The organism is Williamsia sp. Y844 (genome assembly GCF_056786475.1).
This window is the reverse complement of sequence record NZ_JBXCJB010000001.1, coordinates 1,683,048-1,709,198: the sequence shown is the minus strand read 5'-3', so window position 1 is coordinate 1,709,198 and position 26,151 is coordinate 1,683,048. Positions and strand designations below refer to the sequence as shown.

30 protein-coding genes are annotated in these 26,151 nt (G+C 64.1%); 16 read left to right on the top strand and 14 right to left on the bottom strand.

The window, feature by feature from the left end:
* Window positions 1-13: 13 nt before the first annotated feature.
* The 4 genes from AC1TQG_RS07575 to AC1TQG_RS07560 all read right to left on the bottom strand — a co-directional run bounded on the left by AC1TQG_RS07575 (window position 14) and on the right by AC1TQG_RS07560 (window position 3,113).
* Window positions 14-892: a metal ABC transporter permease gene (locus tag AC1TQG_RS07575; protein ID WP_482136314.1), complete on the bottom strand. Its 879-nt coding sequence runs from the start codon at window positions 890-892 to the stop codon at window positions 14-16.
* Complete coding sequence (locus tag AC1TQG_RS07570; protein ID WP_482136313.1) at window positions 889-1,698, bottom strand: metal ABC transporter ATP-binding protein; 810 nt, start codon at window positions 1,696-1,698, stop codon at window positions 889-891. The genes AC1TQG_RS07575 and AC1TQG_RS07570 overlap by 4 nt, the downstream gene beginning before the upstream one ends.
* Window positions 1,695-2,624 (bottom strand): metal ABC transporter substrate-binding protein, encoded by a 930-nt coding sequence (locus tag AC1TQG_RS07565; protein WP_482136312.1) that lies wholly within the window; start codon window positions 2,622-2,624, stop codon window positions 1,695-1,697. The genes AC1TQG_RS07570 and AC1TQG_RS07565 overlap by 4 nt, the downstream gene beginning before the upstream one ends.
* A 72-nt stretch (window positions 2,625-2,696) precedes the next feature.
* Window positions 2,697-3,113, bottom strand: coding sequence for a hypothetical protein (locus AC1TQG_RS07560; protein WP_482136311.1), 417 nt, complete (start codon window positions 3,111-3,113; stop codon window positions 2,697-2,699).
* Between the two features lie 91 nt (window positions 3,114-3,204).
* On the opposite strand from AC1TQG_RS07560, the gene AC1TQG_RS07555 reads away from it, so the two are divergent.
* A complete protein-coding gene (locus tag AC1TQG_RS07555; RefSeq protein WP_482136310.1) occupies window positions 3,205-3,630 on the top strand; it encodes a MarR family winged helix-turn-helix transcriptional regulator in 426 nt (141 codons plus the stop codon).
* Between the two features lie 59 nt (window positions 3,631-3,689).
* Here AC1TQG_RS07555 and AC1TQG_RS07550 read toward each other — a convergent pair whose 3' ends face one another.
* Together AC1TQG_RS07550 and AC1TQG_RS07545 are read right to left on the bottom strand one after the other, a co-directional pair.
* On the bottom strand, window positions 3,690-4,487 hold the full coding sequence (locus tag AC1TQG_RS07550; protein WP_482136309.1) for an alpha/beta fold hydrolase: 798 nt from the start codon (window positions 4,485-4,487) through the stop codon (window positions 3,690-3,692).
* A complete protein-coding gene (locus AC1TQG_RS07545) occupies window positions 4,477-5,412 on the bottom strand; it encodes a LysR family transcriptional regulator (RefSeq protein ID WP_482136308.1) in 936 nt (311 codons plus the stop codon). The genes AC1TQG_RS07550 and AC1TQG_RS07545 overlap by 11 nt, the downstream gene beginning before the upstream one ends.
* A gap of 83 nt (window positions 5,413-5,495) precedes the next feature.
* Between AC1TQG_RS07545 and AC1TQG_RS07540 the strand changes: the two genes are divergently transcribed.
* Complete coding sequence (locus tag AC1TQG_RS07540; RefSeq protein ID WP_482136307.1) at window positions 5,496-6,611, top strand: TDT family transporter; 1,116 nt, start codon at window positions 5,496-5,498, stop codon at window positions 6,609-6,611.
* Here AC1TQG_RS07540 and nadB read toward each other — a convergent pair.
* From nadB to AC1TQG_RS07525, 3 genes are all read right to left on the bottom strand, one after another.
* Complete coding sequence (gene nadB, locus AC1TQG_RS07535) at window positions 6,584-8,101, bottom strand: L-aspartate oxidase (protein ID WP_482136306.1); 1,518 nt, start codon at window positions 8,099-8,101, stop codon at window positions 6,584-6,586. The two genes, AC1TQG_RS07540 and nadB, sit on opposite strands and share 28 nt — an antisense overlap.
* A gap of 38 nt (window positions 8,102-8,139) precedes the next feature.
* The gene (locus AC1TQG_RS07530; RefSeq protein WP_482136305.1) at window positions 8,140-8,616 is read right to left on the bottom strand and encodes a winged helix-turn-helix transcriptional regulator; all 477 of its coding nucleotides are present in this window, start codon (window positions 8,614-8,616) and stop codon (window positions 8,140-8,142) included.
* A gap of 65 nt (window positions 8,617-8,681) precedes the next feature.
* Window positions 8,682-9,041: a VOC family protein gene (locus AC1TQG_RS07525; protein WP_482136304.1), complete on the bottom strand. Its 360-nt coding sequence runs from the start codon at window positions 9,039-9,041 to the stop codon at window positions 8,682-8,684.
* Between the two features lie 61 nt (window positions 9,042-9,102).
* Here AC1TQG_RS07525 and AC1TQG_RS07520 point away from each other — a divergent pair, with 61 nt between their 5' ends.
* From AC1TQG_RS07520 to AC1TQG_RS07505, 4 genes are all read left to right on the top strand, one after another.
* The gene (locus AC1TQG_RS07520) at window positions 9,103-9,816 is read left to right on the top strand and encodes a hypothetical protein (protein ID WP_482136303.1); all 714 of its coding nucleotides are present in this window, start codon (window positions 9,103-9,105) and stop codon (window positions 9,814-9,816) included.
* A gap of 97 nt (window positions 9,817-9,913) precedes the next feature.
* Window positions 9,914-10,210, top strand: a complete 297-nt coding sequence (locus AC1TQG_RS07515) for a metal-sensitive transcriptional regulator (RefSeq protein WP_482136302.1) — start codon at window positions 9,914-9,916, stop codon at window positions 10,208-10,210.
* 14 nt (window positions 10,211-10,224) lie between these two features.
* A complete protein-coding gene (locus tag AC1TQG_RS07510; RefSeq protein WP_482136301.1) occupies window positions 10,225-10,428 on the top strand; it encodes a heavy-metal-associated domain-containing protein in 204 nt (67 codons plus the stop codon).
* Between the two features lie 4 nt (window positions 10,429-10,432).
* Window positions 10,433-12,658 (top strand): heavy metal translocating P-type ATPase, encoded by a 2,226-nt coding sequence (locus AC1TQG_RS07505; RefSeq protein ID WP_482136300.1) that lies wholly within the window; start codon window positions 10,433-10,435, stop codon window positions 12,656-12,658.
* Window positions 12,659-12,697: 39 nt separating this feature from the next.
* Here the strand turns inward: AC1TQG_RS07505 and aqpZ are convergent, their stop codons facing one another.
* Window positions 12,698-13,480 (bottom strand): aquaporin Z, encoded by a 783-nt coding sequence (gene aqpZ, locus AC1TQG_RS07500; RefSeq protein WP_482136299.1) that lies wholly within the window; start codon window positions 13,478-13,480, stop codon window positions 12,698-12,700.
* A gap of 212 nt (window positions 13,481-13,692) precedes the next feature.
* Here aqpZ and AC1TQG_RS07495 point away from each other — a divergent pair, with 212 nt between their 5' ends.
* Together AC1TQG_RS07495 and AC1TQG_RS07490 are read left to right on the top strand one after the other, a co-directional pair.
* Entirely contained in the window at window positions 13,693-14,667 is a 975-nt protein-coding gene (locus AC1TQG_RS07495) for a pirin family protein (protein WP_482136298.1), read from the top strand.
* Window positions 14,668-14,705: 38 nt separating this feature from the next.
* On the top strand, window positions 14,706-15,074 hold the full coding sequence (locus tag AC1TQG_RS07490) for a GNAT family N-acetyltransferase (protein WP_482136297.1): 369 nt from the start codon (window positions 14,706-14,708) through the stop codon (window positions 15,072-15,074).
* Between the two features lie 6 nt (window positions 15,075-15,080).
* Here AC1TQG_RS07490 and AC1TQG_RS07485 read toward each other — a convergent pair whose 3' ends face one another.
* Window positions 15,081-15,407 carry an AzlD domain-containing protein gene (locus tag AC1TQG_RS07485; protein ID WP_482136296.1) on the bottom strand — a complete coding sequence of 109 codons (327 nt, stop codon included), beginning with the start codon at window positions 15,405-15,407 and terminating at the stop codon, window positions 15,081-15,083.
* The gene (locus AC1TQG_RS07480; protein ID WP_482136295.1) at window positions 15,404-16,096 is read right to left on the bottom strand and encodes an AzlC family ABC transporter permease; all 693 of its coding nucleotides are present in this window, start codon (window positions 16,094-16,096) and stop codon (window positions 15,404-15,406) included. The genes AC1TQG_RS07485 and AC1TQG_RS07480 overlap by 4 nt, the downstream gene beginning before the upstream one ends.
* Window positions 16,097-16,204: 108 nt before the next feature.
* Here AC1TQG_RS07480 and AC1TQG_RS07475 point away from each other — a divergent pair, with 108 nt between their 5' ends.
* The gene (locus AC1TQG_RS07475; protein WP_482136294.1) at window positions 16,205-16,756 is read left to right on the top strand and encodes a helix-turn-helix domain-containing protein; all 552 of its coding nucleotides are present in this window, start codon (window positions 16,205-16,207) and stop codon (window positions 16,754-16,756) included.
* A gap of 120 nt (window positions 16,757-16,876) precedes the next feature.
* Window positions 16,877-18,328 carry an FAD-binding protein gene (locus AC1TQG_RS07470; RefSeq protein WP_482136293.1) on the top strand — a complete coding sequence of 484 codons (1,452 nt, stop codon included), beginning with the start codon at window positions 16,877-16,879 and terminating at the stop codon, window positions 18,326-18,328.
* 76 nt (window positions 18,329-18,404) lie between these two features.
* Here AC1TQG_RS07470 and AC1TQG_RS07465 read toward each other — a convergent pair whose 3' ends face one another.
* The gene (locus AC1TQG_RS07465; protein WP_482136292.1) at window positions 18,405-18,917 is read right to left on the bottom strand and encodes a GtrA family protein; all 513 of its coding nucleotides are present in this window, start codon (window positions 18,915-18,917) and stop codon (window positions 18,405-18,407) included.
* Window positions 18,918-19,097: 180 nt separating this feature from the next.
* The gene (locus AC1TQG_RS07460; protein WP_482136291.1) at window positions 19,098-19,781 is read right to left on the bottom strand and encodes a fasciclin domain-containing protein; all 684 of its coding nucleotides are present in this window, start codon (window positions 19,779-19,781) and stop codon (window positions 19,098-19,100) included.
* A 242-nt stretch (window positions 19,782-20,023) separates the two neighbouring features.
* On the opposite strand from AC1TQG_RS07460, the gene AC1TQG_RS07455 reads away from it, so the two are divergent.
* From AC1TQG_RS07455 to AC1TQG_RS07430, 6 genes are all read left to right on the top strand, one after another.
* Window positions 20,024-21,598 (top strand): molybdopterin-dependent oxidoreductase, encoded by a 1,575-nt coding sequence (locus tag AC1TQG_RS07455; RefSeq protein ID WP_482136290.1) that lies wholly within the window; start codon window positions 20,024-20,026, stop codon window positions 21,596-21,598.
* 26 nt (window positions 21,599-21,624) lie between these two features.
* Entirely contained in the window at window positions 21,625-22,206 is a 582-nt protein-coding gene (gene sigK / locus AC1TQG_RS07450) for an ECF RNA polymerase sigma factor SigK (protein WP_482137284.1), read from the top strand.
* Window positions 22,199-22,981: an anti-sigma factor gene (locus AC1TQG_RS07445; RefSeq protein WP_482136289.1), complete on the top strand. Its 783-nt coding sequence runs from the start codon at window positions 22,199-22,201 to the stop codon at window positions 22,979-22,981. Before sigK ends, AC1TQG_RS07445 begins: the two co-directional genes overlap by 8 nt.
* A 256-nt stretch (window positions 22,982-23,237) precedes the next feature.
* Window positions 23,238-24,326: a Re/Si-specific NAD(P)(+) transhydrogenase subunit alpha gene (locus AC1TQG_RS07440; protein WP_482136288.1), complete on the top strand. Its 1,089-nt coding sequence runs from the start codon at window positions 23,238-23,240 to the stop codon at window positions 24,324-24,326.
* A gap of 1 nt (window position 24,327) precedes the next feature.
* On the top strand, window positions 24,328-24,672 hold the full coding sequence (locus AC1TQG_RS07435) for an NAD(P) transhydrogenase subunit alpha part 2 (protein ID WP_482136287.1): 345 nt from the start codon (window positions 24,328-24,330) through the stop codon (window positions 24,670-24,672).
* Window positions 24,669-26,111: an NAD(P)(+) transhydrogenase (Re/Si-specific) subunit beta gene (locus AC1TQG_RS07430; RefSeq protein WP_482136286.1), complete on the top strand. Its 1,443-nt coding sequence runs from the start codon at window positions 24,669-24,671 to the stop codon at window positions 26,109-26,111. The genes AC1TQG_RS07435 and AC1TQG_RS07430 overlap by 4 nt, the downstream gene beginning before the upstream one ends.
* The last annotated feature ends 40 nt before the right edge of the window (window positions 26,112-26,151 follow it).

The following is a 26,151-nucleotide window of genomic DNA, read 5'->3' as shown; positions in this document are numbered from 1 at the left end:
CACCTCTCACGCGTCAGGGCGCAACGAGAGCCGAGGAGCGCCGTCGCTGTGCCCGGTTGATCACCTTGACCAACACGCCCTGGCGCGGCGCGAACAGATAGATGACCGCAAACGCCAGGCCCTGAGCCAATACCACCATCGCACCGGGCGCCACGTCCAGGTAGTACGCATAGTAGATCCCGAGCACGGCGCAAACGCAGGCGAGGATCGGGGCGATGACGAGCATCCGGTTGAAGCGGTCGGTGAGCAGATACGCCGACGCCCCGGGGATGATGAGCATCGCGACGACGAGCACCACGCCGACAATCTGCAGTGCAACAACACAAGTCAGTGCCAGCAGTCCGAGCAGCAGGGCGCCGAGGCGGCGGGGCGAGAGGCCGATGGCGTGGGCGTGGGTGGGGTCGAAGGCGAACAGCGTCAGGTCGCGACGTTTGAGGGTCAGGATTATGACAGTCACGATGGCCAGGCCGATGATCTGCCAGAGATCGGACTGTGACACCCCGAGCACGTTGCCGAACAGAATGTGGTTGAGATCGGTCTGACTCGGGGTGATGGAGATCAGCACCAGGCCGAACGCGAAGAGTGTCGTGAAGACGATGCCGATCGCCGCGTCCTCTTTGACCCGGCTGGTGTCGCGCACCACCCCGATCAGCAGCACCGCTGCCAGTCCGAAGATCAACGCGCCCACCGCGAACGGGGCGCCGACGATGTACGCGAGCACCACTCCGGGCAACACCGCGTGCGATACCGCATCACCCATCAGGGACCAGCCGATCAGCACGATCCAGCAGCTGATCATCGCGCAGACGGCGGCGGCGACCGTCGTGGCCAACAGCATGTTGACCATGAAGTCCTCGGCGAGGGGATCGAGCCACCAGTCGACGATCATCATGGCGCGACCTTTCCGTCGACGATGTCCATCCCGAATGCCCGGGCGAGAACGCGTGGCCGCAGGACCACGTCGGGTGAATCGTGCACGAGAACGGTTTTGTTGAGCAGGACGGCTTCGTCGCAGAACATCCCGAGTGAACCGAGGTCGTGGGTCGAGACAAGGATCGTCTTGCCCTCGGCCGCCAGTTTGGTGAGCAAGGTGATGATCGTGGCCTCGGACTTCTTGTCGACGCCGGCGAACGGCTCGTCGAGGAGCAGGATATCGGCTTCCTGTGCGATGCCGCGGGCCACGAACGCACGCTTGCGTTGTCCGCCGGAGAGTCGCCCGATCTGTCGATCGGCCAGCTCGGTCAACTCCACCTGTTCGAGCGCGTGTGCCACCGCTTCCTTGTCGGCCCTGCTCGCACGACGGATGAAGTTCTGATGGCCGTAGCGGCCGGTCATGGCGACGTCACGGACGGAGACGGGGAAGGACCAGTCGACGTCCTCGGACTGCGGGACGTAGGAGACCAGGCCTTTGCGTCGAGCCTGCGCTGGTGTCCCGCCGGAGATCGACACGGTGCCCGAATCCGGTTTGACCAGGCCCATGATCGATTTGAACAGGGTCGACTTGCCCGACCCGTTCATGCCGATCAGACCGCAGATGCGTCCTGGGGCGATGGTGATGTTCACGTCCTCGAGGGCGTGAACCTCGCCGTAATAGACGCTGACCCCGGAGATGACCAGTGCCGGTGGACCGGTGACGGCCGACGGGGGCAGGTCTTCGTCAGCTGCCCGTGGCAAAGATTCTTCGGCTGCTGCCGTCATTGGTTTCCACCTTGGGTGAGGGCGCCCAGAATGACGCCTGCGTCATGCCGGATCAGGTCCAGGTACGTGGGCACGGGTCCATCGGATTCTGAGAGCGAGTCGACGTACAGAGTCCCGCCATATCGGGCCTCGGTGGCCCGTTCGACCTGCCGCATCACGGCGTCGCTGACGGTCGACTCACAGAAGACCGCCCCGATGTTGTTGTCGCGGACGAACTCGATCGTCGACTGCAGCTGTTTGGACGTGCCCTGCTGCTCGGCGTTGACCGGCCAGATGAACTTCTCGCGCAAACCGGTGTCCCGGGTCAGGTAAGAAAAGGCGCCCTCGCAGGTGACCAGGGCGCGGCTCGCCGCAGGGACGTCATCGAGGCGATCGACCATCTCGTCGTGGATCTGCTGCAGCTGCGCCTGGTAGCGGTCGGCGTTGGCCCGGTATTCGGCGGCGTTGTCGGGGTCGAGATCGACGAGTGCATCGGCGATGTTATCGACGTAGATCTGCACGTTCAGCGGCGACATCCACGCGTGCGGGTTCGGCTTGCCCGCGCCGGCGTCGGCGGAGATGGGAATGTCGGTGACACCTTCGCTGGCGACGACATGGGGTGCGTCGAGCCGATCGACAAACCGCTCGAACCAGGCCTCGAGGTGCAGCCCGTTGTCGATGATGAGGTCGGCCCTGGCGGCGCGGCGCATGTCGCCGGGCGTCGGTTCGTAGCCGTGGATCTCGGTACCGGCTTTGGTGACCGACTCGACGCGGATGTTGTCACCGGCAACGTTGGCCACGATGTCCTGGAGCACGGTGAAGGTGGTCAACACGGTCAATCGGTCATCGAGACGGTCGACTTTGCCCACGCAGGCGCTCAGCGTGACCACGGCTGCCGCTGCTACCAGCAGGCCGGTTGCGCGGGCGAACCCTGCGTGAATTCGCATCTTCACATCGTAGAGTTCGGGTAGCCGAACTTTCAAGTTCAGGTCAACGAATAGGGCAGGCTAACCAGTCGATCAGGTGGGGATTGCCAGCATCGCCTGTGCCCGCTGGTGGACGGTGTTCAGGGTGCGTTCGGCCGCGGCAATGTCGTCGGGGTCGAGTGATGTCCACAGTGGTGCGGTCAGATCGGCGATCTCCCGTTTGATTGCCGAAACCGTGGTGTCACCCGCCTCGGTGAGCAGGTTGCCTGCGACGAGTCCGCGCTCTGTCAGACCCGACAGCAATGCTCGGGGGTTCGCGAAATGGGCCCTGTTCCCGATGAACTCCGCCAAGGATTCGGTGTCCGGGGTTTCGGTTGTGCCGAACTGTTCGGCGAGTCGAAGGGTGACCCACTCGGGCTCGGTCAGGTTGTGCGAGGTCAGGGCAAGGCCGAGCAGGGCACCGAGGGCCTTTTCGGTCTGACCGATGAGCTGGGGTCCGAAAGCGATCATCACCACTCCTTGAGTGTTGGTTCGGTAATCGTTGGTGCGACCAACGATAGCAATCCGTTGGTCCAACCAACAAGTTGATACGGTGGTTGCCATGGTGAAACGACTTGATGAGCGAGCGACATGGCTGGTGAGTCGGGCACAGCTGCGGGGGCACACACTGCTGCGGGATGCTTTTGAACAGGCCGGAGCGAGGCCCTACCACTATCGAATACTCGCCGCACTCGAGGAAGCCGGTTCCTCTAGCCAGGCTGATCTCTGCCGAATGACCGGTCTTGATCGCAGTGACGTGTCCGGGGCGATCGAGTTCCTGTCGGAGGCCGGGTTGGTCCTTCGTGAACCCGATCCGTCGGACCGGCGTCGCAACGTCGTGTCCGCGACGAAACCCGGACGGACTGAATTGCGGCGACTCGACGCGGTGCTCGACGGCGTCCAGGACGAATTCCTCAGTCCCCTCACAACCGCGGAACGTCAGGTCTTCATCGACCTGACCAACCGGCTGGTGGATGGCTCAAGCTAGGCCGGGTTCGACCTACACCGGGTTCGACCTACACCGGGTTCGGCGCAGCAACTTGGGGCTCAACGAAGAAACGCGGCCGCGACCTCCGGCCATCGCCGCAACTGCATGGGCGTATCGGCGATGACCAACTCGGCGCCGGGAATCACCTCGGCCAGGTGGCGTGCGGTCGACAGTGGATGGCCGGCATCGCCCGACCAGGCCAGGATCAGTGCCGGTGGCCGCAACGTGGCCAGGGCGTCGCTGTCGGGTAGGTCGGAGAGCGCGGCGCCGCGCAGGATCGACGGGAGCAGGGACTCCGCCACCTCCAGCGCGGGTGGCGTCTCGACCAGACCGGAGTAGATGTGCGGCGGTGGCCCTGCCGCACTTGCCTTTTCGTATGCGGCGAGACCAGAACGTTCGATCAACGCGGCGCCGTCGAGGTATCCGCGCACATGCGCTGCCCGCACCGAGCCCATCGTGGGTGGTGTGGTGAGCACCAGTCGCCGGAATCGGCGCGGATCCAGGGTCGCGGCGTGGAGCAGTGTGGCGGTACCCATCGACGATCCGACTCCGTCGACCTGCTCGCCACCGGCAACCTGGTCAAGCAATCCCAACAGATCCAGGCCCAGGTTCGGCCAGGTGTAGTGCCCGGGCACGGGTTCCCCGGTCGAGCTGCCATGACCACGGGCGTCGTATCGGATCAGCCGATGTTCGTCGCTCAGGGGCGTCCAGTCGAACATCCCGGACCGTTCCTGTCCGGAGCCGCTCGAGGTGAGGCCGTGTGCCCAGATGACGGCGGGACCGTCTCCGGACTCGGACCAGGCGATCTCGGCTTCGCGGACATCGGCGTGGTGGCTGGTGCCTGATTCAAATGTCATGGCCGCCTCGATGTTCGAATGCTGTGGCCTGCTGTTCGTGGGCCGCCAGGGACACCAGATCGCGGGCGGGTCCACGGAGGCCGGATCCTCGGGGCCAGACCGCGCGCAGGTCCCGCGGCATCGACACGTCCTCGACCTCGATCCGGGTCAGCCTGCCGTCGATGAGTTCTTGTGCGACAGACAAACTCGACAACACGGCCGGGGCGTCCGAGCCGAGTACCGCGGCCTTGACGGCGGCGACGGAGTTCAGCTCCAGCAACGGGTCGGTGACGTCGCCAAGGGCCGACTCGAAGGTCACGCGGGTACCCGATCCTGGTTCACGTTGCACCAGCGGGGTTTTGCGCAGCTCGGCAGGCGAGATGGGTCGCCCGCGCTGCGCCCACGGGTGATCGGGACGCGTGATGACCACCAGTTCGTCGCGGGTGACGGTCAGCGCCTCGAGTCGGCTGTCGGTCTCCGGGCCCTCGATGAATCCGACATCCACCGAGCCGGACAAGACCTCGCGCGTGACATCGGCAGAGTTCATGGGTTGCACCCGAATCCGGGTGTTCGGATGCGTTCGGCGCAACGTGAGAGCCCAGCGTGGGATGAGATACTCGGCAACGGTCATGGATGCGGCGACGGCCAGCGACGCACGCTTGCTCCCGAGCAGTGAATCGACACCGGCCGAGAATCGTTCTGCCGCATCCAACAGCCCCGAAGCCCACTCCAGGACGGCAACACCCTCGGCGGTGAGCTCGGTTCCGCTGGGGGAGCGACGGAACAGGACGATCCCCAGTTCGCGCTCCACCGAGTGCACTCGGGCGCTGATCGCCTGCTGGCTCAGATTCTGTTCTCGCGCCGCCGCGCTCATGCTGCCCCCGCGGGCCACCGAGACAACAACATCCAACGCGGACAGGTCGGGGACTCGCGCGGGCAACACCATCGGTCGAGGGTACAAGCACAGCTTGTATCGGGACAAGGGCAAGCCGACTACCGCACAAGTGTCGCTCGCCGCAGGCTTGATCCATGACACCGAACTGGTTCGCCGCAATCATGGGCACAGGCATCGTCGCGACCTCCGGCGTTGCACTGCACTCGAGCGTCCCCGGATTCAATGCGCTGACCACGGCGTTCTGGTTGCTGGCTGCGGTCGGACTGGTGGTCGCCTCGATCCTGTTCCTGCGGGGTGGCCCGGCGCGGCATGCCGCCGATCCGGTGATGGCCCACTTCTACGGGGCGCCCGCGATGGCGCTGCTGACCGTGGGTGCCGGCACCATCGAACTCGGACCGCAGTTCATCGGCGAAGGTGTGGCCGTCTGGATCGGTGGACTGCTGTGGTTGGCGGGCACAGCCGCAGGCATCTTCACCGCCGTCTGGATCCCGTTCCGAATGATCATCGGAACCCAGAGCGCACAGTCAGGAGCGATGCCCAGCTGGTTGCTGCCGGTCGTGCCCCCGATGGTGTCGGCGGCCGTCGGATCGCTGCTGATCCAGCACATTTCGGCCGGTCAGCTGCGGATGAGTGTGCTCGCCATCTGCTACGGGATGTTCGGGCTGAGCCTGCTCGTCGGACTGCTGACCATCGGCATGGTGTACTCGCGACTGATCCACCGTGGACTTCCCTCGGCGCAGGTCGCCCCGACGATGTGGATCATGCTCGGCCTGATCGGACAGTCCGTCACTGCCGCAGTACTTTTGGGGGAGCGGGCATCGCTGGTTTTCGTCGGCGATCAGACCTCGATCGCCGCCGGACTCCGAATCCTCGGAATCGGCTACGGGCTGGTGATGGGCGGGTTTGCGGTCTTCGTCTTCATACTGGCGGTGTCAGTCACGGTCCACAACGCACGGCAGGGAATGAGCTTCACCCCGGCCTGGTGGAGCTTCACCTTCCCGGTCGGAACCTGCGTCACCGGTGCGGCCGCCCTTGGATTCGCCACCGGTTCGGCTCTGCTCCAGGTCATTTCGGTGTGCCTGTACGTACTCCTACTGGCGGCCTGGGGCACCGTCGCCTTCCGGAGCGTTGCGTTGGTCGCCGGTGCTCGGCAGGCAGGGACGACTGGTCCGCTCGCTTTGTCGAAGGTCGCGGTTCAGTGCACTGCGCGTGCCGGCGCCCGTCAGATGGCCGGATCGTCCGTCCGGTGATGGCATCCGCGAGACTCTTTGCGCGCCAATGCCGAAGCGATCACGAGCTGTGCGGTCAGGGTGAGTGCGGCGTCCTCGTGGTCGGTGACGTCGCGGGGGTGGCGTGCCGGCGCTGATTCGAGCCGGTCGGCCAGTGCGCTCAGGCCGCTCTGATCGCGGCTCAGGGCAGCATGTGCGGACATCTGGTCCTGGAGTTCTTGGCGTGTTGCGATCGGAACCGGGGAAGTAGGCCTCGAATCCGGTTCCGCCACCGTGGTGCCCACGCGCCCGGCGGCAGCCTGTGCCACCCGCCGGCCCATTACCAGTCCCTCGAGTAAACTGTTGGACGCCAACCGATTTGCGCCATGCAGGCCGGTGCGTGCAACTTCGCCTGCGGCATACAGGCCGGGCACTGTGGTGGCCCCTACGGTGTCGGTGACCACGCCACCGCACAGGTAGTGAGCGCCGGGCACCACCGGGATCAGGTCGGCCGCGGGGTTGATGCCGATCTCGGCGATCCCGGCGGTGACGGTCGGGAACCGCGCAGCGACGCCGGTGATGTGCCGGGCATCGAGATAGACGTGTTCGGCGCCGGTGCGGGTCATCGCCGCGCTCACCGCGTCTGCCACCACGTCGCGTGGTGCGAGGTCGCCGAGTGGATGAACGCCTGCGGTCACCGAATTACCCTCGACATCAACGAGTATCGCGCCCTCGCCGCGCAACGCCTCACTGATCAGGGTGCGGCGCCCCCGGACTCCCGGCCGGTAGAGCATCGTCGGATGGAATTGGATGAACTCCATGTCGGCCACCGCCGCGCCTGCCGCATGGGCCAGAGCGATGCCGTCGCCGGTCGCGCCGAGTGGATTGGTGGTGGCTCGGTACATGTGGCCGACGCCGCCGGTGGCCAGCACAACGGTCGGTGAGTACACCTCGGTGCGGACGCCGTCGCCCGAACCGATGCTCAGGCCGACGGCCGTTCCGTCAGCGCTGATCAGGATCTGCCGGGCGTGCGTGTCGTCGAGCACCCTGATCTTCGGGTGCGACAGTGCCTTCTGCGTCAGTGCCCGCTGCACCTGGGCGCCGGTGGCGTCACCGCCTGCGTGGATGATGCGGCGAACGCTGTGGCCACCTTCGCGGGTCCGCAGAAAGCGGCCATCGGAGCCGACATCGAACTCTGCGCCCCAGCCGACCAGTGCGGTGACCGCCGCGAATCCCTCGCTCACGATCGATTCGGTGGCGGCCGGATCGGTGAGTCCGGCTCCGGCCACGACGGTGTCGCGGGTGTGGAGCGCGATCGAGTCCTCGGTGTTGTGGGGCTCGACCACGGCGATGCCGCCCTGGGCGAAATAGGTGGCGGTACCGGGTTCGCGGTCGCCCGGATGCCAGCCGCGCCCCTTGTTGATGACCAGGACATCCAGGCCGGATTCGGCTGCGCTCACCGCTGCGGTGAGGCCGGCGACACCGGCCCCGACCACGACCAGATCAGTGCGCAGCGCCGCGTCGGAAACCATGAGTGAAAAGTCTATCCGTCGAGGTCATGACCAACAGATCAGGGCTTGACCAGCGATATCCGTAGCTCGTCGAGCGGCACCTCGGTGCCGTCCGGTGTGGTCAGTCCGGCTTTCACGGGTTCACCGGTGACGTCGGAGATCAGGTCGAGGGGGTGGCCCTCGGGCTGGAGGTACTTGTCGCCCCACTGCATCAGCCCGAAGACGACGGGCATCAGGTCGGTGCCCATCTCGGTGAGGTGGTACTCGTACCGGGTGCGCTGCCCCGGCTCTTGATAGGGGGCCTTCTCCAGGAGTCCGGCATCGACGAGTCCCTTGAGGCGTGCAGAGGCCACGGCATCACTGACCCCGACCCGGCGCGCGAACCCGTCGAACCTGGTGGTGCCGTACATCGCCTCTCGCAGGATCAACATCGCTGTCTTGGTGCCGACCACATCGAGGGCGCGCGTGATCGAGCACCGATTGCCGGGAACCCAGCGATCGAGGTCGGCCAACTTGTCATCCAGAACGGCTACCATGACGCCAAATATACGCCACCTGACTAGGGGTTATCACAGTCAGGCGATTCTGGTCCGGACGCAGGTCAGTTCAGCACCAAGCAGAACGGGTGGCCGACGGGGTCCAGATAGACCCGGAACGTTTCGAACTCCTGCCCCTCGACCTTGGTTGCGCCCGCTTCGAGAATCTGGGGTTCGGCCGCGGCGAGATCGGAAACCTGGATGTCGATATGGACCTGCTGACTTCCGTTCGGGTCGGGAAATGTCGGCGGGACGTAACTCGTCGACCGTTGAAACGTCAGCTTTGCCTTACCCAAGCCGCAGTCCAATTCGACCCATTCGGAGTCACTGGTGTCGAGGTCTCCGCCGAGCACTCTCTGGTAAAAACTGGCCAGTTCCACCGGATTCGGACCGTCAAGTGCAATTGCTTTCACGAAACCGATCATCAGTACTCCCAACTCGTGTGTCGAACTCGCGACCACTACCACTTGAGGACAAGATGGACCCGTGGCGGGAGAATTCGATGTGTGTTGGTCAACGGTAATTGCTGCCACCGACACGCATGCCGCCTTCGATGACGCTCCGGACAATGGATGGGTCCAGCGATGCCGCCTGGGTTCGGGACATCCCGGAATCCACGCGTCCGATGCGGGCGCGGGCCCACGCGACGGCTTTCGGCTGTGGCTGCAGTGGTCGGATGACGACGACGCCCATCGGCTGACCGAACTCGAACCCTGCCCGGTCCTCGACAGCACGGATCTGGCATGCGTCTTCTTCGCAGGCCACGGCGGACCGCACCGTTACGTCCCGACGACGTCAACGCCGCGGTTCGGCTCGCACTACCGGTCCGACACCACCGTGAGTGTGAACGGTGTGAGCCGATCAGGTTCGGTGGCGACCGCGGAAGAAGCGACCCCGAGCACGCCCGACGCTCCAGAGCCCCCGAGTGCGCCTGAACCCGTCCCCGCCCCGGAAGCGCTTCCCGAGGCAGAAACGCACAGTCCACGGCACGAATCGACCGATCCGGCACCCGAACCGGTCGATGTCCGGGCCGGAACCGGTCGCCGTTCCCGGCACTCCGATGAGCCTGCGGGCGAGGTGCCGGAATGGATGGCAGACCACGTCGCAGGCAGGGTGCGCTCGGTCGACGAGGTGCTGGTCGATCTGGTCGGCCTCCTGTCGGAGTTGGCAACGGTCATCAAGGCGCAACGCGAGTCTTGACCGACCCCGGTCTGCTGTTCGATCGACAGGTGGATCTGGTCGATGGGAATACGATAGGGGGGTATGGTAGTTCTGTTGACAGGCGACAGGAGCAACCATGACCGAAGAGCATCAGCACGGCTACATTCACCGCAAAGACGACTACCTCAAGCGACTGAAGCGGATCGAAGGCCAAGCGCGTGGACTGCAGCGGATGGTCGAGGAAGAGAAGTACTGCATCGACATCCTGACCCAGGTGTCCGCGATGACCAAGGCGCTGCAAGCAGTGAGCCTCGGTCTGCTCGAAGAGCACATGTCGCACTGCGTCGTCGATGCCGCCCGTGAAAGCAACGAGCAGGGGCAGGCAAAAGTCAAAGAGGCCACCGAGGCGATCGCCCGGCTGGTCCGTTCATAGAGGGGAAGTATGAGATGAGTGTCGAGACCTACCAGGTGGTCGGAATGACCTGCCAGCACTGCGTCGCGTCGGTCACCGAAGAAGTCGGCGAGATCCCCGGGGTGGACCGCGTTGAAGTCGATCTGGGCACCGGCGCATTGAATATCCATGTCGCACAACCTGTTGCGCGCGAGCTCATCGAAGAGGCGGTTGTCGATGCCGGATACCGGTTGGGCTGAACGCATGACCACCACAGCACCCGCGCAGATCGATCTCGAGATCGGCGGCATGACGTGCGCGTCGTGCGCCAATCGGATCGAGCGCAAACTCAACAAACTCGACGGTGTGGCGGCCACGGTCAACTACGCCACCGAAAAGGCAAGCGTCAGTTACCCCGAGACGGTGGACACCGCGGACCTCATCGCGGCTGTCGAGGCGGCCGGCTATCACGCCAAGGTGCCGGAACCGGCAGGCGTTGACCACACCGACGACGACAAGCCCGATCCTGAACTACACACACTCCGGCACAAGACCCTGGTCAGTGCGGCCCTGTCGATTCCTGTCATCGCGATGGCGATGATCCCGCAGCTGCAGTTCGACAACTGGATGTGGCTGTCGCTGACATTGGCTGCGCCCGTGGTTATCTGGGGTGGCTGGCAATTCCACCGGGCGGCCGCGATCAACGCGCGCCACGGCGCCGCCACGATGGACACGCTGGTCTCCGTCGGAACGCTGGCGGCCCTGGGATGGTCGCTGTACGCGCTGTTCTTCGGTGCGGCCGGTGATCCCGGGATCGCGCACGGGGGCATGGATATGGCCTCGTCCGATGGCACGGCAAACATCTATCTCGAAGCCGCGGCCGGTGTCACCACCTTCATCCTCGCGGGACGCTATTTCGAGATGCGGTCGAAGCGGCGGGCTGGCAGTGCGTTGCGGAGTCTGCTCGAACTCGGCGCGAAGAGCGTCACCGTCCTCGTCGGAGGACGCGAAAAGCTGATCCCGATCGAGCAACTCGCGGTCGGAGACCTGTTCGTGGTGCGACCGGGCGAACGCATCGCCACCGATGGTGAGGTAGAAAGTGGTTCGTCCGCAATCGATGCCTCGATGCTCACCGGCGAATCGGTGCCGGTGGAAGTCGAACCCGGTGACTCGGTTGTCGGCGCTACGGTCAATGCCGGCGGCCGGCTGATTGTGCGGGCCAAGCGCATTGGGAGCGATACCCAGCTCGCTCAGATGGCACGGTTGGTCGAGCAGGCGCAGACCGGAAAGGCGCAGGTCCAGCGTCTGGCTGACCGGATCTCGGGCGTATTCGTCCCGATTGTGATCGTTCTGGCGCTGGGTACCCTTGCGGTCTGGCTCGGCTTGGGCTACAACGCCACCGACGCGTTCACCGCTGCGGTCGCGGTACTCATCATTGCCTGCCCGTGTGCCCTCGGTCTTGCGACTCCCACGGCACTGATGGTCGGCACCGGACGTGGTGCCTCGATGGGCATTTTGATCAAGGGCCCGCAGATCCTCGAATCGACCAGGCAGGTCGACACGATCGTGCTCGACAAGACGGGCACCGTCACCACTGGCCAGATGACGCTGACCGAGGTGGTGGTGGCCGACGGAGAAGACATCCACCAGGTGATACTCCGGGCCGGCTCGGTCGAGAATGCCTCGGAGCACCCGATTGCGAGGGCGGTTGCCGTCGGCGCCGAGGAGCGGGTCGGTGACCTGGCCTCTGTGTCGGACTTCGTCAACACCGCCGGGCTCGGCGTCACCGGCATCGTCGAAGAGGTGTCGGTGTCGGTCGGACGGCCGCAGTGGCTGATCGATGCAGGCCTCGACCTTCCCGATGAGCTCGCGTCCGCAATCGACTCGGCGGCCCGATCCGGCCACACGGCGATCGCGATCGGATGGGACGGCCGTATCCGCGGTGTGCTGGTGGTGTCCGATGTGCTCAAACCGACGTCGGCGCAAGCGGTTGCCGAACTCGTCGATCTGGGCCTGACCCCGGTCTTGCTGACCGGAGATCACGAGGCAGTGGCGAAAACCGTTGCTGCGCAGGTGGGCATCAAAACGGTTATCGCCGGTGTGTTGCCCGAGGCGAAGGTCGACGCGATCAAAGACCTGCAGGGACAGGGAAAGACTGTCGCGATGGTCGGTGACGGTGTCAACGATGCTGCGGCCCTGGCACAGTCCGATCTCGGGCTCGCGATGGGGACCGGAACCGATGCCGCGATCGAGGCAAGCGACATCACCTTGGTACGCGGTGATCTGAGAGCGGCCGCGGATGCGATCCGGTTGTCGCGGGCCACCCTGCGCACGATCAAGGGAAACCTCTTCTGGGCCTTCGGCTACAACGTCGCCGCGATACCGCTCGCCGCTGTCGGGTTGCTCAATCCGATGATCGCGGGTGCGGCGATGGCCCTGTCGTCGGTGTTCGTGGTGGGCAACAGCCTGCGGCTGCGCCGATTCCGGTAACCACGGTCGGTTTTACACGGCCTTGTCGTTTGGCGAATGTCAGCGGCCTTGAGCCGGATTGGGAATCCGGTCGAGCTCTGGTTCTTCTGCACCCTTGTCGAAGACCAACGGATAGAGAACGCCCGCGATGACCGCGCCCACGATCGGTGCCACCCAGAACAGCCACAACTGACCCGGCGCACCGTTCCCGTTGAAGAACGCCACCGCGGTGGATCGGGCCGGGTTCACCGACGTGTTCGTGATCGGGATGCTGATCAGGTGGATCAGGGTCAGGGTCAGGCCGATCGCGACACCGGCCAAACCCGCCGGTGCCCGCGTGTCGGTGGCGCCCAGGATGACGATGACAAATATTGCGGTCAACACAACCTCGGCGATCAGGGCGGCCCACAATGCGTACCCGCCCGGGGAGTGGTCCCCGAATCCATTGGCGGCCATATTTCCTTTGGCCTCGAAACCATCTCGCCCGCTGGCTATCGCCAGAATGATCGCGCCTCCGGCGATACCTCCGATCACCTGGACGATGATGTACCCCGGAACGTCTTTCCATTCGAAGCGTTTGGCCAGGGCCGCGCCAATGGTCACCGCCGGGTTGAAGTGGCCACCCGAGATGTGGCCGAGAGCGTAGACGCCGGTCAGGACGGTGAGACCGAAGGCGATCGAGACACCGAGGAAACCGACGCCCACTTGGTACATCGTTCCGGTGTCGTCGTCCTGGGCGATGGATTTGGCGGCGAACACTGCGGTACCGCAGCCGCCGAGTACGAGCCAAAAGGTGCCAAGCGCCTCGGCGGCGAGTTTCTGAACTGTGGTCGGAGTGGCCATTGGATCAAACCTCCAGGTGTGGTGATGATCTTGGGGTAACTCGCACGATGCAACGGGCCAAGCGTCCACAATGGGCTTTACGGGCGTACATCGCCGTTACTATCGGTAATTATCACCACTGCGGCATGACCTGTCTGCTCGGTTGAATATTCGATGTGGCTCGGACTGGGAAATGCCTGCAGGATCATGACGCGAACCGGGAGAAGTGGCTGATGAGCAACCTTGTCGAGGGTCCGGAGATCGACTGCGCATCAGCACCGTCAACCGATCTCCATGTGCAGATTCTGACCTCGCGTGACGTCCCGTTGGGTGGACCACGGGCGATGCTGGTTCATCGGACACTCCCGCAACGGGCTCGATCCCTCATCGGCGCGTGGTGTTTTGCCGACCACTATGGTCCGGCGAACGTGCAGGACACCGGTGGCATGAACGTGCCACCGCATCCACACACCGGGCTACAGACCGTCAGCTGGTTGTTCTCCGGTGAGATCGAGCACCGTGACAGTCACGGCATTCACGCGATGGTCCGTCCGGGTGAGGTCAATTTGATGACCGCCGGACACGGGATCTGTCATTCGGAGGTGTCGACGCCGGAAACCACCGAACTCCATGGCGTCCAGCTGTGGGTGGCGCTGCCTGCCGACGCTCGGGATACCGGCCGGGGGTTTGACCATTACGTGCCTGAACCGCTGTATGTTGACGTCGGGCGGATCAATGTGTTCATCGGAACGCTGATGGGCAGTACGTCGCCGGTGAAGACGTTCAGTCCGCTGCTCGGTGCTCAGATCGACCTGGATACCGGTGCGATGCTGACGATCCCGGTCGATCCGGACTTCGAACACGGTGTGCTCGTCGATCAGGGCGCGGTCAGTGTCGACGGCGCCGAGGTGGCGCGAACGGAGATGGCTTACATCGGAACCGGGCAGACCCAGTTGACGTTGCAGAGCTCTGATGACCAGCCTTCTCGGGTGATACTTCTCGGTGGCACGCCGTTCAACGAAGATCTGGTGATGTGGTGGAACTTCGTCGGCCGCAGCCATGAAGACATCGTGACCTACCGGGAGCAGTGGGAGCAGCAGTCCGGTCGATTCGGTGAAGTGGCCGGGTATGAGGGACCGGTCATCCGCCTGCCTGCGCCTGCGTTGCCCAACGCGAGGATCAAACCACGTCAGGAGCCGTCGCGATGAGCTGGAATATTCGAGCAGCACAGGCAGTTTCAGCTGTCATGACCAACAACAGTGGGGCAATCGCGGACAAAACCGGCGCACCGGTCACGGTGGCCGACGACCCGGCTGAACATCGGTACATCGTCACGGTCGGCGGAGAGCGTGCCGGTCTGGCGGCCTACGCGGACCGGACCGATGACCACGGTGTGGCGCAACGGGTTTTCTATCACACCGAGGTGAAAGAAGCCTTCGGTGGCCGCGGGCTTGCGACCATCCTGGTCAAAGAAGCGCTCGATGATGCTCGCGCGCAAGGTAAAAAGATCGTCGGTGTGTGCCCGCTGGTTGCGGCATTCTTGAAGAAGCATCCCGAATACTCGGATGCGACGAACAAGGTGACCAAGGAGATCTTGGATTGGCTGGGCGCCTGACGAAGGTCAGGACATCCCGAGCAGTCGCAGCAGCGCCGTCGATCCGGCGGCAGCCACCACCACAGCCACAAATGGCACCCTTCGCCAGGCCAGTACGCCGCCGACGGCCACTCCGAGAATTCGGGCCGGGCTGGATATCTCGTGGTCCTCGATGAATGTGGCTGTGGCGACCAGTGCGGTCAGCAGGACCACGGTACCGATTGCGGTGAGCTGTTCGAATCGCTCGGGTATGGTCCATCGTCCGGCCAGGACGGGCCCGGCAAAGCGAAACGCGAAGGTGCCCAGTGCCAGTGCGGCGATCCCGAGAAGCAGCGTGGGTGTGCTCACGCTCATTTCGCCACCGCCTGCTGCGGTCGGCGGATCGGAACCGCAAGGACAACTGCGGAGAGCGCCAACAGGATTGGGGTCCCGGCCGGGGTGAACGGCGATGCAGCCACCGCGATGACGGCGCCGACGCAGGCTGCCTTACGTGTGGTGTGGTCCCGAAGGCTGGGCAGGATCAATGCCAGCAGCACAGCGGGAAATGCGGCGTCGAGCCCGAAAGCGTTGGTATCGCTGAGCATGCTGCCGCCAATCGCACCCAACACAGCGCCGAGGTTCCAGGAGACGAACAGGCCTGCGCCGCAGGCCCAATAGACCGCTCGTCGCCTCTCCGGGTCACGTTGCGCGATGGTGAACGCCACGGATTCGTCGATCATGAGGTGGGCGCCGACCAGACGTGAGGCGATCGACTTACCGAATACGTCGCCGAGGGAGAATCCGAACAGGATGTGCCGCGCGTTGGTCAGGAGTCCGGCGGCGACCCCGGCGAAGATGGTCCCGCCTGCGGCGATGATGGCCACGAAGGCGAACTGGGCGGCGCCCGCGAACACCACCACCGACATCAGCATCGGTACCCAGATCGGGAAGCCGCTGCCGACCGTGATCGCGCCGAAGGACAACCCCACCAACGAGATCGCAGCACAGACGAGTGCCACCTCGCGGGCCAGTGCAGGGTCAAGTGTTCGCCATATCGAACGCATGGCTTTTATAGTGGACCTTTGAGCGGGTGTTCGTCAACCCGAACGAACGGTAGTGTCAGTCGAACGAAGTCGTTGGTATGTAATACCGAACAGTTCGAGGAGAACCACATGACCGGCGCACCACTGCAGGCCATCGCCACCGCACTGCAGCGCGAACGCAAACGGACGGGACTATCGCTGGCCGAGGTCGCCCGACGGGCGGGTGTCGCGAAGTCGACGCTGTCGCAGCTGGAGGCGGGTAACGGTAACCCCAGTGTGGAAACGCTGTGGGCACTGAGCACCGCCCTCGAGGTGCCGTTTGCGCTGCTGGTGCAGCCGCCGGCCCCGCGCGTCCAGGTGATCCGATCCGGCGAAGGCCCGGCCCTGTCGTCCGAGCGGTCGGATTATGTGGCGACGCTGCTGTCGGCCTGTCCCACCTACGCCCGCAGGGATCTCTATCTCGTCACCGCGCAGCCGGGCGAACCCCGCGATTCCGACCCGCACATGTCAGGCGTCGTCGAGCACGTGGTGCTCGTGTCCGGCCGAGCGCTGGTCGGTCTGATCGATGAACCGGTTGAACTCGGGCCTGGCGACTACATCCACTATCCAGGCGATGTTCGGCACACCTTTTCGGCGCTGGAGCCGAACACGGTCGCAGCGCTCATTTCCGAACACGTCTGAAGCTGTGTCCCCAGTCGCCTCATTGACCTAAAGTAGAACGAGTTCTAGTTTAGGTCGGAGGGTCGAATCGCGGGGGTGCTCACCTCGGCGTCGCCCGCGGGAAGAGTGAGGATTGCGCTGATGAAGGCTGAATTGCCCGAGGTGGTGGCCGTATCGACGGTTGACGAGTGGTCCGATGAGGTCGACGTGCTCGTCGTCGGATGCGGAGTCTCCGGCGGCAGTGCTGCGGTCGAGGCGGCAACCGCCGGAGCCCGGGTGCTGGTCCTCGAGCGCGCGGCCGTTGCAGGCGGAACCTCGGCGATGGCCGGTGGACACTTCTATCTCGGTGGTGGCACCGCGGTGCAGAAGGCGACCGGGCACGAGGATTCGGCCGAAGAGATGGAGAAATACCTGCTCGCTGTTTCACGTGAACCCGAACCGGACAAGATCCGCGCCTATTGCCAGGGAAGTGTCGAGCACTTCGACTGGCTCGAGTCGCTCGGCTTCGAATTCGAGCGCAGCTACTACCCGGAGAAGGCCGTGATCCAGCCCGGAACCCAGGGCTTGATGTACACCGGCAACGAGAAGGTCTGGCCCTTTTGCGAGCAGGCCGTTCCGGCGCCGCGCGGTCACAAGGTTCCGGTCGAAGGCGACCTGGGAGGTGCGGGCATGGTCACGGACCTGCTGGTGAAACGGTTGGCCGAGATCGGCGCGGAGATCCGGTACGAGACCGGTGCCCGCAACCTCGTGGTCGACGAGAGCGGTGAAGTCGTCGGAGTGCGGTGGAAGCGTCTACAGGCCACGGGGTTCATCAAGGCCAAGGCGGTGATCATCGCGGCCGGTGGTTTCGTGATGAACGAGTCGATGGTCGCGGAGTTCGTCCCGCAGATGTCCGAGAAGCCCTACACGCTGGGCAGCACCTACGACGACGGGTTGGGTATCCGGCTCGGGGCGTCTGTCGGTGGCGGACTCAAACACATGGATCAACCGTTTGTGACCGCCCCGGTCTACCCGCCGTCGATCCTGTTGACGGGCCTCGCGGTCAACAAAGACGGCCAAAGGTTTGTGTGCGAGGACTCCTATCACTCGCGGACGTCGGCATTTGTGATGGAGCAGCCGGACGCGGTGGCCTATCTCATCGTCGACGAGGCACACATGGAACGTCCGGAGTTTCCGCTGGTGCCGTTCATCGACGGGTGGGAGACCATCGCGGAGATGGAATCGGCGCTCGGGATCCCCGAAGGAAATCTGCAGACATCGATGGCCCGGTACAACGAATATGCCGCACGCGGGGAAGATCCCGATTTCGGCAAACGTCCCGAGTGGCTGGCGCCGCAGGACCAGGGCCCGTGGGCGGCGTTCGACATGTCGCTTGGCAAGGCGATGTATGCCGGGTTCACCATGGGTGGCCTGGCAACCTCGGTCGACGGTGAGGTGCTCACCGAATCGGGTGCGACGATTCCCGGTCTCTACGCGGCCGGAGCCGGGGCCGCCAACCTCGCGCAGGACGGCAAGGGCTACGCCAGCGGGACTCAGCTGGGTGAGGGATCGTTCTTCGGCCGTCGGGCCGGTCGGCACGCCGCATCCCGCTGAACGCTCCACAGAAACGAAGACGCTCCACATGCAGTTCGCTGCACGTGGAGCGTTTTTGTGTGTACCAAGGGCGGCGTCAGGCGGAGGCAGCGGCGAGCTGCTTCCGCAGCGCACGAGCGAACATCTGCCGGAAGGTCACGAACCGGACACCGGTCGCGATCAGATTCACTGTCATCAGGATGACCAGTTCGAGCTGGCTCGACGGGTGCTCTGAGATCTGGTGCAGAACGAACAGCGAGAACGCGGTCAGCGCCCAGCCGAAGCCGAAGACGGCCACACCCTGGATGTGATGGGTGAGCAGCTGTGAAGAGCCCCGCAGCCGGAACGTGAAGGCGCGATTGGCGGCGGTGTTGAGGACGGCCGCGACAAGCATGGAGATGAAATTGGCGGCCTGCGCGCCGACCAGCCCGTGCAGCGTGAGGTACATCAGGGCGTATGCGGTGGTGCACATGATCCCGACCGCAGAAAAGCGCAGGACCTGCATGGGCAGGGGCCTGCGCATGAACTCGACAAGAGTTCCTCGCTGGGGAGGATCGGTTTCCGCCGCAGCGGTTTCGATCTGATCTCCAGGGACCGGGCCTACCGTCACAACGAACACGATATGGGAGGACATCGGAATTCGTGGTATCGGCGGGCGAAGTTGTCGGGCGAACTGTGGAAACTTGATGTATTGGAGACGCAAGGCCCGGGCCGGAGCGGCCGGTCGGGGGTGTAGCCGCCCCGGCCCGAGTTCTTGATCTACCTCAGTTGGTGAATGCCTGGTCGCAGGTTATGCGGCCGGGGGCATCAGCACCGTGTCGATGAGGTAGACGGTTGCGTTGGCGGTTTTCACACCGCCGCAGACCACAGTGGCGTCCTGGACCTTGAGGGTGTCGACGGGACCGGTCACGGTGACCGTTTGGCCTTCGACGGTCTCGTGGTCGCCGATGACCTCATCGGGCGACAACTGTCCGGGCACGACGTGGTAGGTCAGGATCTTGGTCAGGGTGTCGCTGTCGGTCTTGAGCGTTTCGATGGTCGCCGGATCGATCTTGGCGAAGGCGTCATCGGTGGGTGCGAAGACGGTGAACTCTCCACTGTTGAGGGTGTCCACCAGGTTGACGTCGGGGTTGAGCCCACCGGAGACCGCTGCGGTCAGGGTGGTGAGCAACGGGTTGTTGGCGGCTGCGGTGGCGACCGGTTCGGCGGCCATGCCGTCAACCGATCCTGCACCGGTCGGGTTGGCTTCGGCGTATGCCGCGCAGCCCGGGCCGACCAGGGTGGCGGCTTCTGCCGAAGTACCTGATTCGCTGGTCATCGGCGCTGAGGTCATCGGTGCCGAGGTCATCGCCGAGTTCGTGGCGCTGTCCGACGAGGAGTCGGAACTGTCGTCCGAACAACCTGCCACGAGGCCGATTGCCAAGCCAACGCTCGCCACGGTTACTGCCAGTCGCTGAATTCGTTTGAGAGCCATCTTCGCTGTCCTTATCCATAACGTCGGTCATGTATGTGCGGCGCCGGCCACCTGCGGCATCTGTGGCGCCGATCATTTGTCGGTCACGGCAGGTTCGGAGCTGCTCGGTGGGCGGATGGGTGCGGATGAAGGAAACTTCTGATCCGCCCCTCAGCCATCCGAAACGTCGATGGATACGAATCACCTCCCGACAAAGGAAGATTGAAAACTCCTGAGAGGCTGAGGAATTGCACATAGCAGCGGTGGCACGCCACGGGCTCGCCGGCCTGGTGGCCGCAGGTGCCGGACTCGCTGTCGGGGAGTTGACGGCAGCATTCGTGTCCTCCTACGCCTCGCCCTTCTACGCAGTGGGATCGTTCCTCGTCGATCGCGCCCCCGCGTCGATGCGTGAGTTCGCCATCGAGACGTTCGGAACCAATGACAAGCCGGTGTTGTTGTGGGGCATCGGGATTGCCGTGGCACTCCTGTCGGTGGTGGCCGGTATCGTCGAACGACGTTCTGTCCCTGTGGGTTCGGTGTTGATCGCGGCCTTCGGAATCTTCGGTGTCATCGCGGCAATGCACCGGCCCACCTCGGACAACTGGTACGCGCTGCCCTCCCTGATTGCGATTGTGGTTGGTGTCCTGGTGCTGCGTTACCTGCGGGGGTTTCTCTTCAGCGGGTCGCGTCAGGGTGAGATCGCGCAGGGTCGCGCGGATCAGGATGACGTGAACGCGGTGGCGTCCGATGAGCCCGCACCGACGCGGGAGGGCCTGTCGCGTAGGAGTTTTGCGATCTCAGCCGGCCTGATCGTGGTGATCTCCGGAGCCGCCGCTTTCATCGGCAGGCAGATCTCGACGATGGGTGACGTCATCGCCGATCGCAAACGCGTGCAGCTCCCACGGCCGGCCAGTGCGGCCACCCCGATTCCGGCAGGTGCGAATGTCGAGGTCGAGGGCGTGACCCCATTTGTCACCGCCAACAACGACTTCTATCGCATCGACACCGCCCTGCAGGTCCCGGCGCTGACCACCGGCGATTGGCAACTACGGGTGCACGGGATGGTCGAGCGTGAGTTCACCCTCACCTGGGATGACCTGATGGACATGCAGGCAACCGAACGGATCGTGACGCTGACGTGCGTCTCCAACGAAGTCGGCGGCGAGCTGGCCGGTACGGCCGACTGGGTCGGCTATCCGATGAAGGCGATTCTGGAGCGGGCGGGTGTACGCGACGACGCCGACATGTTGTTTTCGACGAGCGTCGACGGATGGACGTCGGGCACACCTCTCGAGGCGGTGATGGACGGCCGCGACGCGATGCTGGCAATCGGTATGAACGGCGAGCCGTTGCCGCTCGAACACGGATACCCGGTTCGGCAGGTGATCCCCGGACTGTACGGCTTCGTCTCGGCATGCAAGTGGGTCGTCGACTGGGAGATCACCAGGTTCGACAAGGCCCAGGCGTACTGGACCAAGCGTGACTGGGGTGAGAAGGCTCCGATAAAGACCGCCTCGCGCATCGACCGGCCTGCCGGATTGTCGCGGCATCCGGTGGGCGATGTGGTGATCGCCGGGACCGCGTGGGCGCAGCATCGCGGGGTTGCCAAAGTCGAGGTCCGGGTCGATGACGGTCCGTGGAACACCGCGACGCTGGCGACGGAGTATTCCGATGACACCTGGCGGCAGTGGTATTGGACCTGGCAGGCCACCGCGGGACAACACACCATCTACTGTCGCGCGACCGACAAGACCGGACAGGTTCAACCCGAGGAACGGGTTGCGCCGATACCTGATGGCGCCACCGGTTGGCACAACCGAGTGCTGCGGATTGAGTAGGTGTTCTGATGACTATCGCTACTGTCATGGATGTGACCGACCGAATTCCCGAAGCGCGGGTAGACCTCGCCGATCTGTTGATCCGGACGGCCGGCCACGATCGAGCGGCTTTTGCCGACCTGTACGACGCGACGAGCGCCCGGGTGTTCGGGTTGATCCTTCGAGTTCTACGAGATCGTGGTTATGCCGAAGAAACGCTGCAGGAGGTGTACCTGCAGGTGTGGCAGAAGGCCGAAGGGTTCGATCCCGCATCCGGCTCTGCGCTGAGCTGGATGATGACCATTGCGCACCGGCGGGCAGTCGACCGCGTTCGCAGCGAGGAAGCAGCCAGCAGGCGATCCACCGACTACTCGGTGTCGAATCTGGAACTGCCCAGCGACAGCGTGGCCGAGTCCGTCGTGTCCCGTGAAGAACGTGACGACGTCGTGTTCTGCCTGGGCAGCCTGACTTCGACGCAACGTCAGAGTATTGAGCTGTCCTACTATGGGGGCCTGACATACCGGCAGGTAGCAGAGCGGCTCGATGCAGCTCTCCCAACCGTCAAATCACGTATCCGCGACGGCCTCCGTCGCCTGAAGCAGTGTCTGGAGGCGAACCCCCATGGCTGAGCACAGTTGGCTCGACGAGCACATCGAGCTCTTTGCCCTCGGGGCACTGGAAGCGGACGAGGTCGCCCGCGTCGAGCGTGAGATCGCCGAAGCGCCGCTCGCCGAGCGGCAGCGGTACCGCGGGGAGATCACCCGCACCCACGAGGCGCTGGCTTCGCTGTCGGCCGAGTACGCCACCGCGCCGCCACCGCGGATCCGCGGACTGTTGCTGGCCGAGTTGCCGCAGCGCGAGGCGGCACCGGAGTCCGGCGAGCCGAAACAGGCGCCCGACACCGAGTCACGATCGAATGTGGTTGACATCACATCGCGCCGTCGTCGGGCGAGTATCGCCGTCGGTGCGGTCGCGGCGGCTCTGATTTTGATCATCGGCGGAGTGATGGTCGGCCGGGTCACTGCCCCGGACGCCGAGGGACCAGTCGCGCAGGGTGACCTGGACAAGCAGATCAGTCAGGTGCTGGCGGCGCCGGACATGCAGATGAAGCAGGCCGACATCGGCGATGGCGCGAGCGTCACCGTCGTGGCTTCGCGCGACGAGAACAAAGCGGTTGTCCTTGCCGATGGGTTGCCCCCGGTCCCCGCAGGCCAGACGTATCAGATGTGGCTGATGGGGGACGATCATGAGCCCTTGTCTGTCGGACTGATGCAGGGGTCACCGGGCCGTCAGGCCGTTGCCGTCGACGGGGTGTCCGGGTCGGACGAGTTCGGTGTCACGGTCGAACCCGAGGGTGGGTCATCGCAGCCGACAGGCGACCCGGTCGTCGCTGTCGCTTTCTGACGACGTCGCGCACCCGGACACACCACGCCACCTCGGTTACTCGCGGATAACTGGGCAACCGGATAAGAGCCTTTAATGGCACGGTTGTGTAACTGAACTGTGTTCAGTTACACACTGCCCCTGCCCATTTGATCATGCTATGTTCCAACGCAGTGATGTGGCGCACGTGAGTCGTGTGCCACATCGGCCATTTGTGGGCAGGCGTCGGACGAAGGTGTCACCGACGAACCGCCAACCCCATGACAAGGGAGCTTCTATGAGTGTGGGTGTCGTGCGCGAAACGACGGAGGGGGAACGCCGGGTCGCGCTGGTTCCGAAGGTTGCCGCCACTTTGGTGAGCAAGGGTGTATCGGTGGTCGTGGAGTCGGGCGCAGGTCTGGGCGCGTTGATCCCGGACGCGTTGTATGTGGCCGCCGGTGCCTCGATCGGCGATCCGTGGTCGGCAGATGTGGTGGTCAAGGTTGCGCCGCCTACTGATGTCGAGATCGCCAGGTTGTCGTCGGGTTCGTCGTTGATCGGTTTCCTGAATCCGCGTAATGCCGAGAATCAGATCGGCGGGTTGAAGTCGGCGGGTGTGCAGGCCTTCGCTGTCGAGGCGATTCCGCGTATTTCGCGGGCGCAGTCGATGGATGCGTTGTCCTCGCAGGCCAACGTCGCCGGCTACAAGGCTGTGATCTTGGCGGCTGAGCGTTCGACCCGGTTCTTCCCGATGTTGACCACCGCCGCCGGAACGGTGAAGCCGGCCACGGTACTGGTGCTCGGTGTGGGTGTGGCCGGGTTGCAGGCGCTCGCGACCGCAAAGCGGTTGGGTGCTCGGACAACCGGCTATGACGTGCGTCCCGAGGTTGCCGAGCAAGTGAAGTCTGTTGGCGGGCAGTGGCTCGATCTCGGGATCGACGCGGCCGGTGAAGGCGGATATGCCCGCGAGCTGACCGATGACGAACGCGCACAGCAACAGCAGGCTCTGGAGAACGCGATCAAGGGTTTCGATGTGGTCATCACGACCGCGTTGGTGCCGGGTCGTCCGGCGCCGCGCCTGGTGACGGCCGGCGCGGTGGAGGGTATGAAGCCGGGCAGCGTTGTGATCGACCTGGCCGGTGAGACCGGCGGCAACTGTGAGTTGACCGAACCGGGCCAAGAGGTGATCCGCCATGACGTGATGATCTGCTCACCGCTCAATCTTCCGGCGGGTATGCCCGAGCACGCGTCCGAGCTGTATTCGAAAAACATTCTTGCGCTGATCGAGTTGATGCTCGGCGAGGACGGCAAGATCATTCCCGATTTCGACGACGAAATCCTCGCCGCGGCCTGTGTCACGCGCGAAACACAGAAGGCAGGTGCCTGATATGTATTCGGGACTTCTCGCGAATATCGCGATTCTCGTGCTGGCCGGGTTTGTTGGCTTCGCGGTCATCTCCAAGGTGCCCAACACCCTGCACACGCCATTGATGTCCGGCACCAACGCCATTCACGGTGTCGTTGTCCTCGGTGCCCTGATCGTGTTGGGCCGCTTGCCCGATGATGCTCCGTGGGGTGTGCGGATCATCGCTTTCATCGCGTTGATCTTCGGAACCCTGAATGTGGTGGGCGGCTTCTTGGTCACCGACCGCATGTTGGGAATGTTCAAGAGCAAGAAGGCTCCGCTGAACGAAAAAGATGCAGCCGGGTCGTCTGAGGGAGTCCAGAAGTGAACAATCTGGTCAATATTCTTTATATTGTTGCGTTTTCGCTGTTCATTTTGGGTTTGTCGGGCCTGACCGGGCCCAAGACCGCGGTCCGCGGTAACTGGATCGCTGCTGCCGGCATGGGGTTGGCGGTGATCGCGACGTTGATCGAGATCCGCGATACCTACGCCATCAACTGGATTCTGATCGTGGCCGGTCTTGCGATCGGTGTGATCCTGGGTGTGCCGCCTGCCAAGCGCACCAAGATGACCGCGATGCCACAGCTGGTTGCTTTGTTCAACGGTGTCGGCGGCGGCACGGTCGCGTTGATCGCTTGGGCCGAGTTCATCGAGACCGCAGGGTTTTCCGAGTTCAAGCATGGCGAATCACCGACCATTCACATCGTGATCGGATCGCTGTTCGCGGCGATCATCGGTTCGGTGTCGTTCTGGGGTTCGTTGGTCGCCTTCCTCAAGTTGCAAGAGTTGATGAACAAGAAGGTCGAGAAGGCATTCGTCAAGAACGCCCAGATCTTCCAGGTTGCGAACATCGTCCTGTTGTTGGTGGCGCTCGCGGCGTGCGTGTTCATCGGCATCAACGCCAGCCCGGGCGAGGGTAGCTCGCAGTGGTGGATCGTGCTGGTGCTGGTTGCTGCCGGTGTGATGGGTCTGTTCGTGGTGTTGCCGATCGGCGGCGCCGATATGCCGGTGGTCATCTCGCTGTTGAACGCGATGACCGGGTTGTCCGCTGCGGCAGCGGGTCTGGCGTTGAACAACACGGCAATGATCGTGGCAGGCATGATCGTCGGTGCGTCGGGTTCGATCTTGACGAACCTGATGGCCACGGCGATGAACCGGTCGATCCCGGCCATCGTGTTCGGTTCGTTCGGTGGCGGCGGAGCGGCCGGTGTTGCCGGTCCGGCCGGTGAGCAGGGCACGGTCAAGGCCACCTCTGCCGCTGATGCGGCCATCCAGATGGCGTACGCCAACCAGGTGATCGTGGTCCCCGGTTACGGACTCGCGGTGGCGCAGGCTCAGCACGCGGTCAAGGACATGGCGGCGATCCTGGAGGGGAAGGGCGTCGAGGTGAAGTACGCCATTCACCCGGTCGCCGGTCGTATGCCCGGACACATGAATGTCCTTCTCGCCGAAGCTGGTGTCGAGTACGACGCGATGAAGGAAATGGACGACATCAACGGCGAGTTCGCCCGTACCGATGTCACCTTGGTCATCGGCGCCAACGACGTGACCAACCCCGCGGCGCGCAACGATCCGAGCTCGCCGATTCACGGGATGCCGATCCTCAACGTCGATCAGTCCCGTTCGGTGATCGTCCTCAAACGCGGTATGGCATCGGGTTACGCCGGTATCGACAACCCGCTGTTCACGCTGCCGGGTACGTCGATGTTGTTCGGGGACGCCAAGAAATCGGTCGGCCTGATCATCGAGGAACTCAAAGCGCTGTAACAAATGGGCTGCAGTGACAACAAAGCTGCGGCCCACAGCT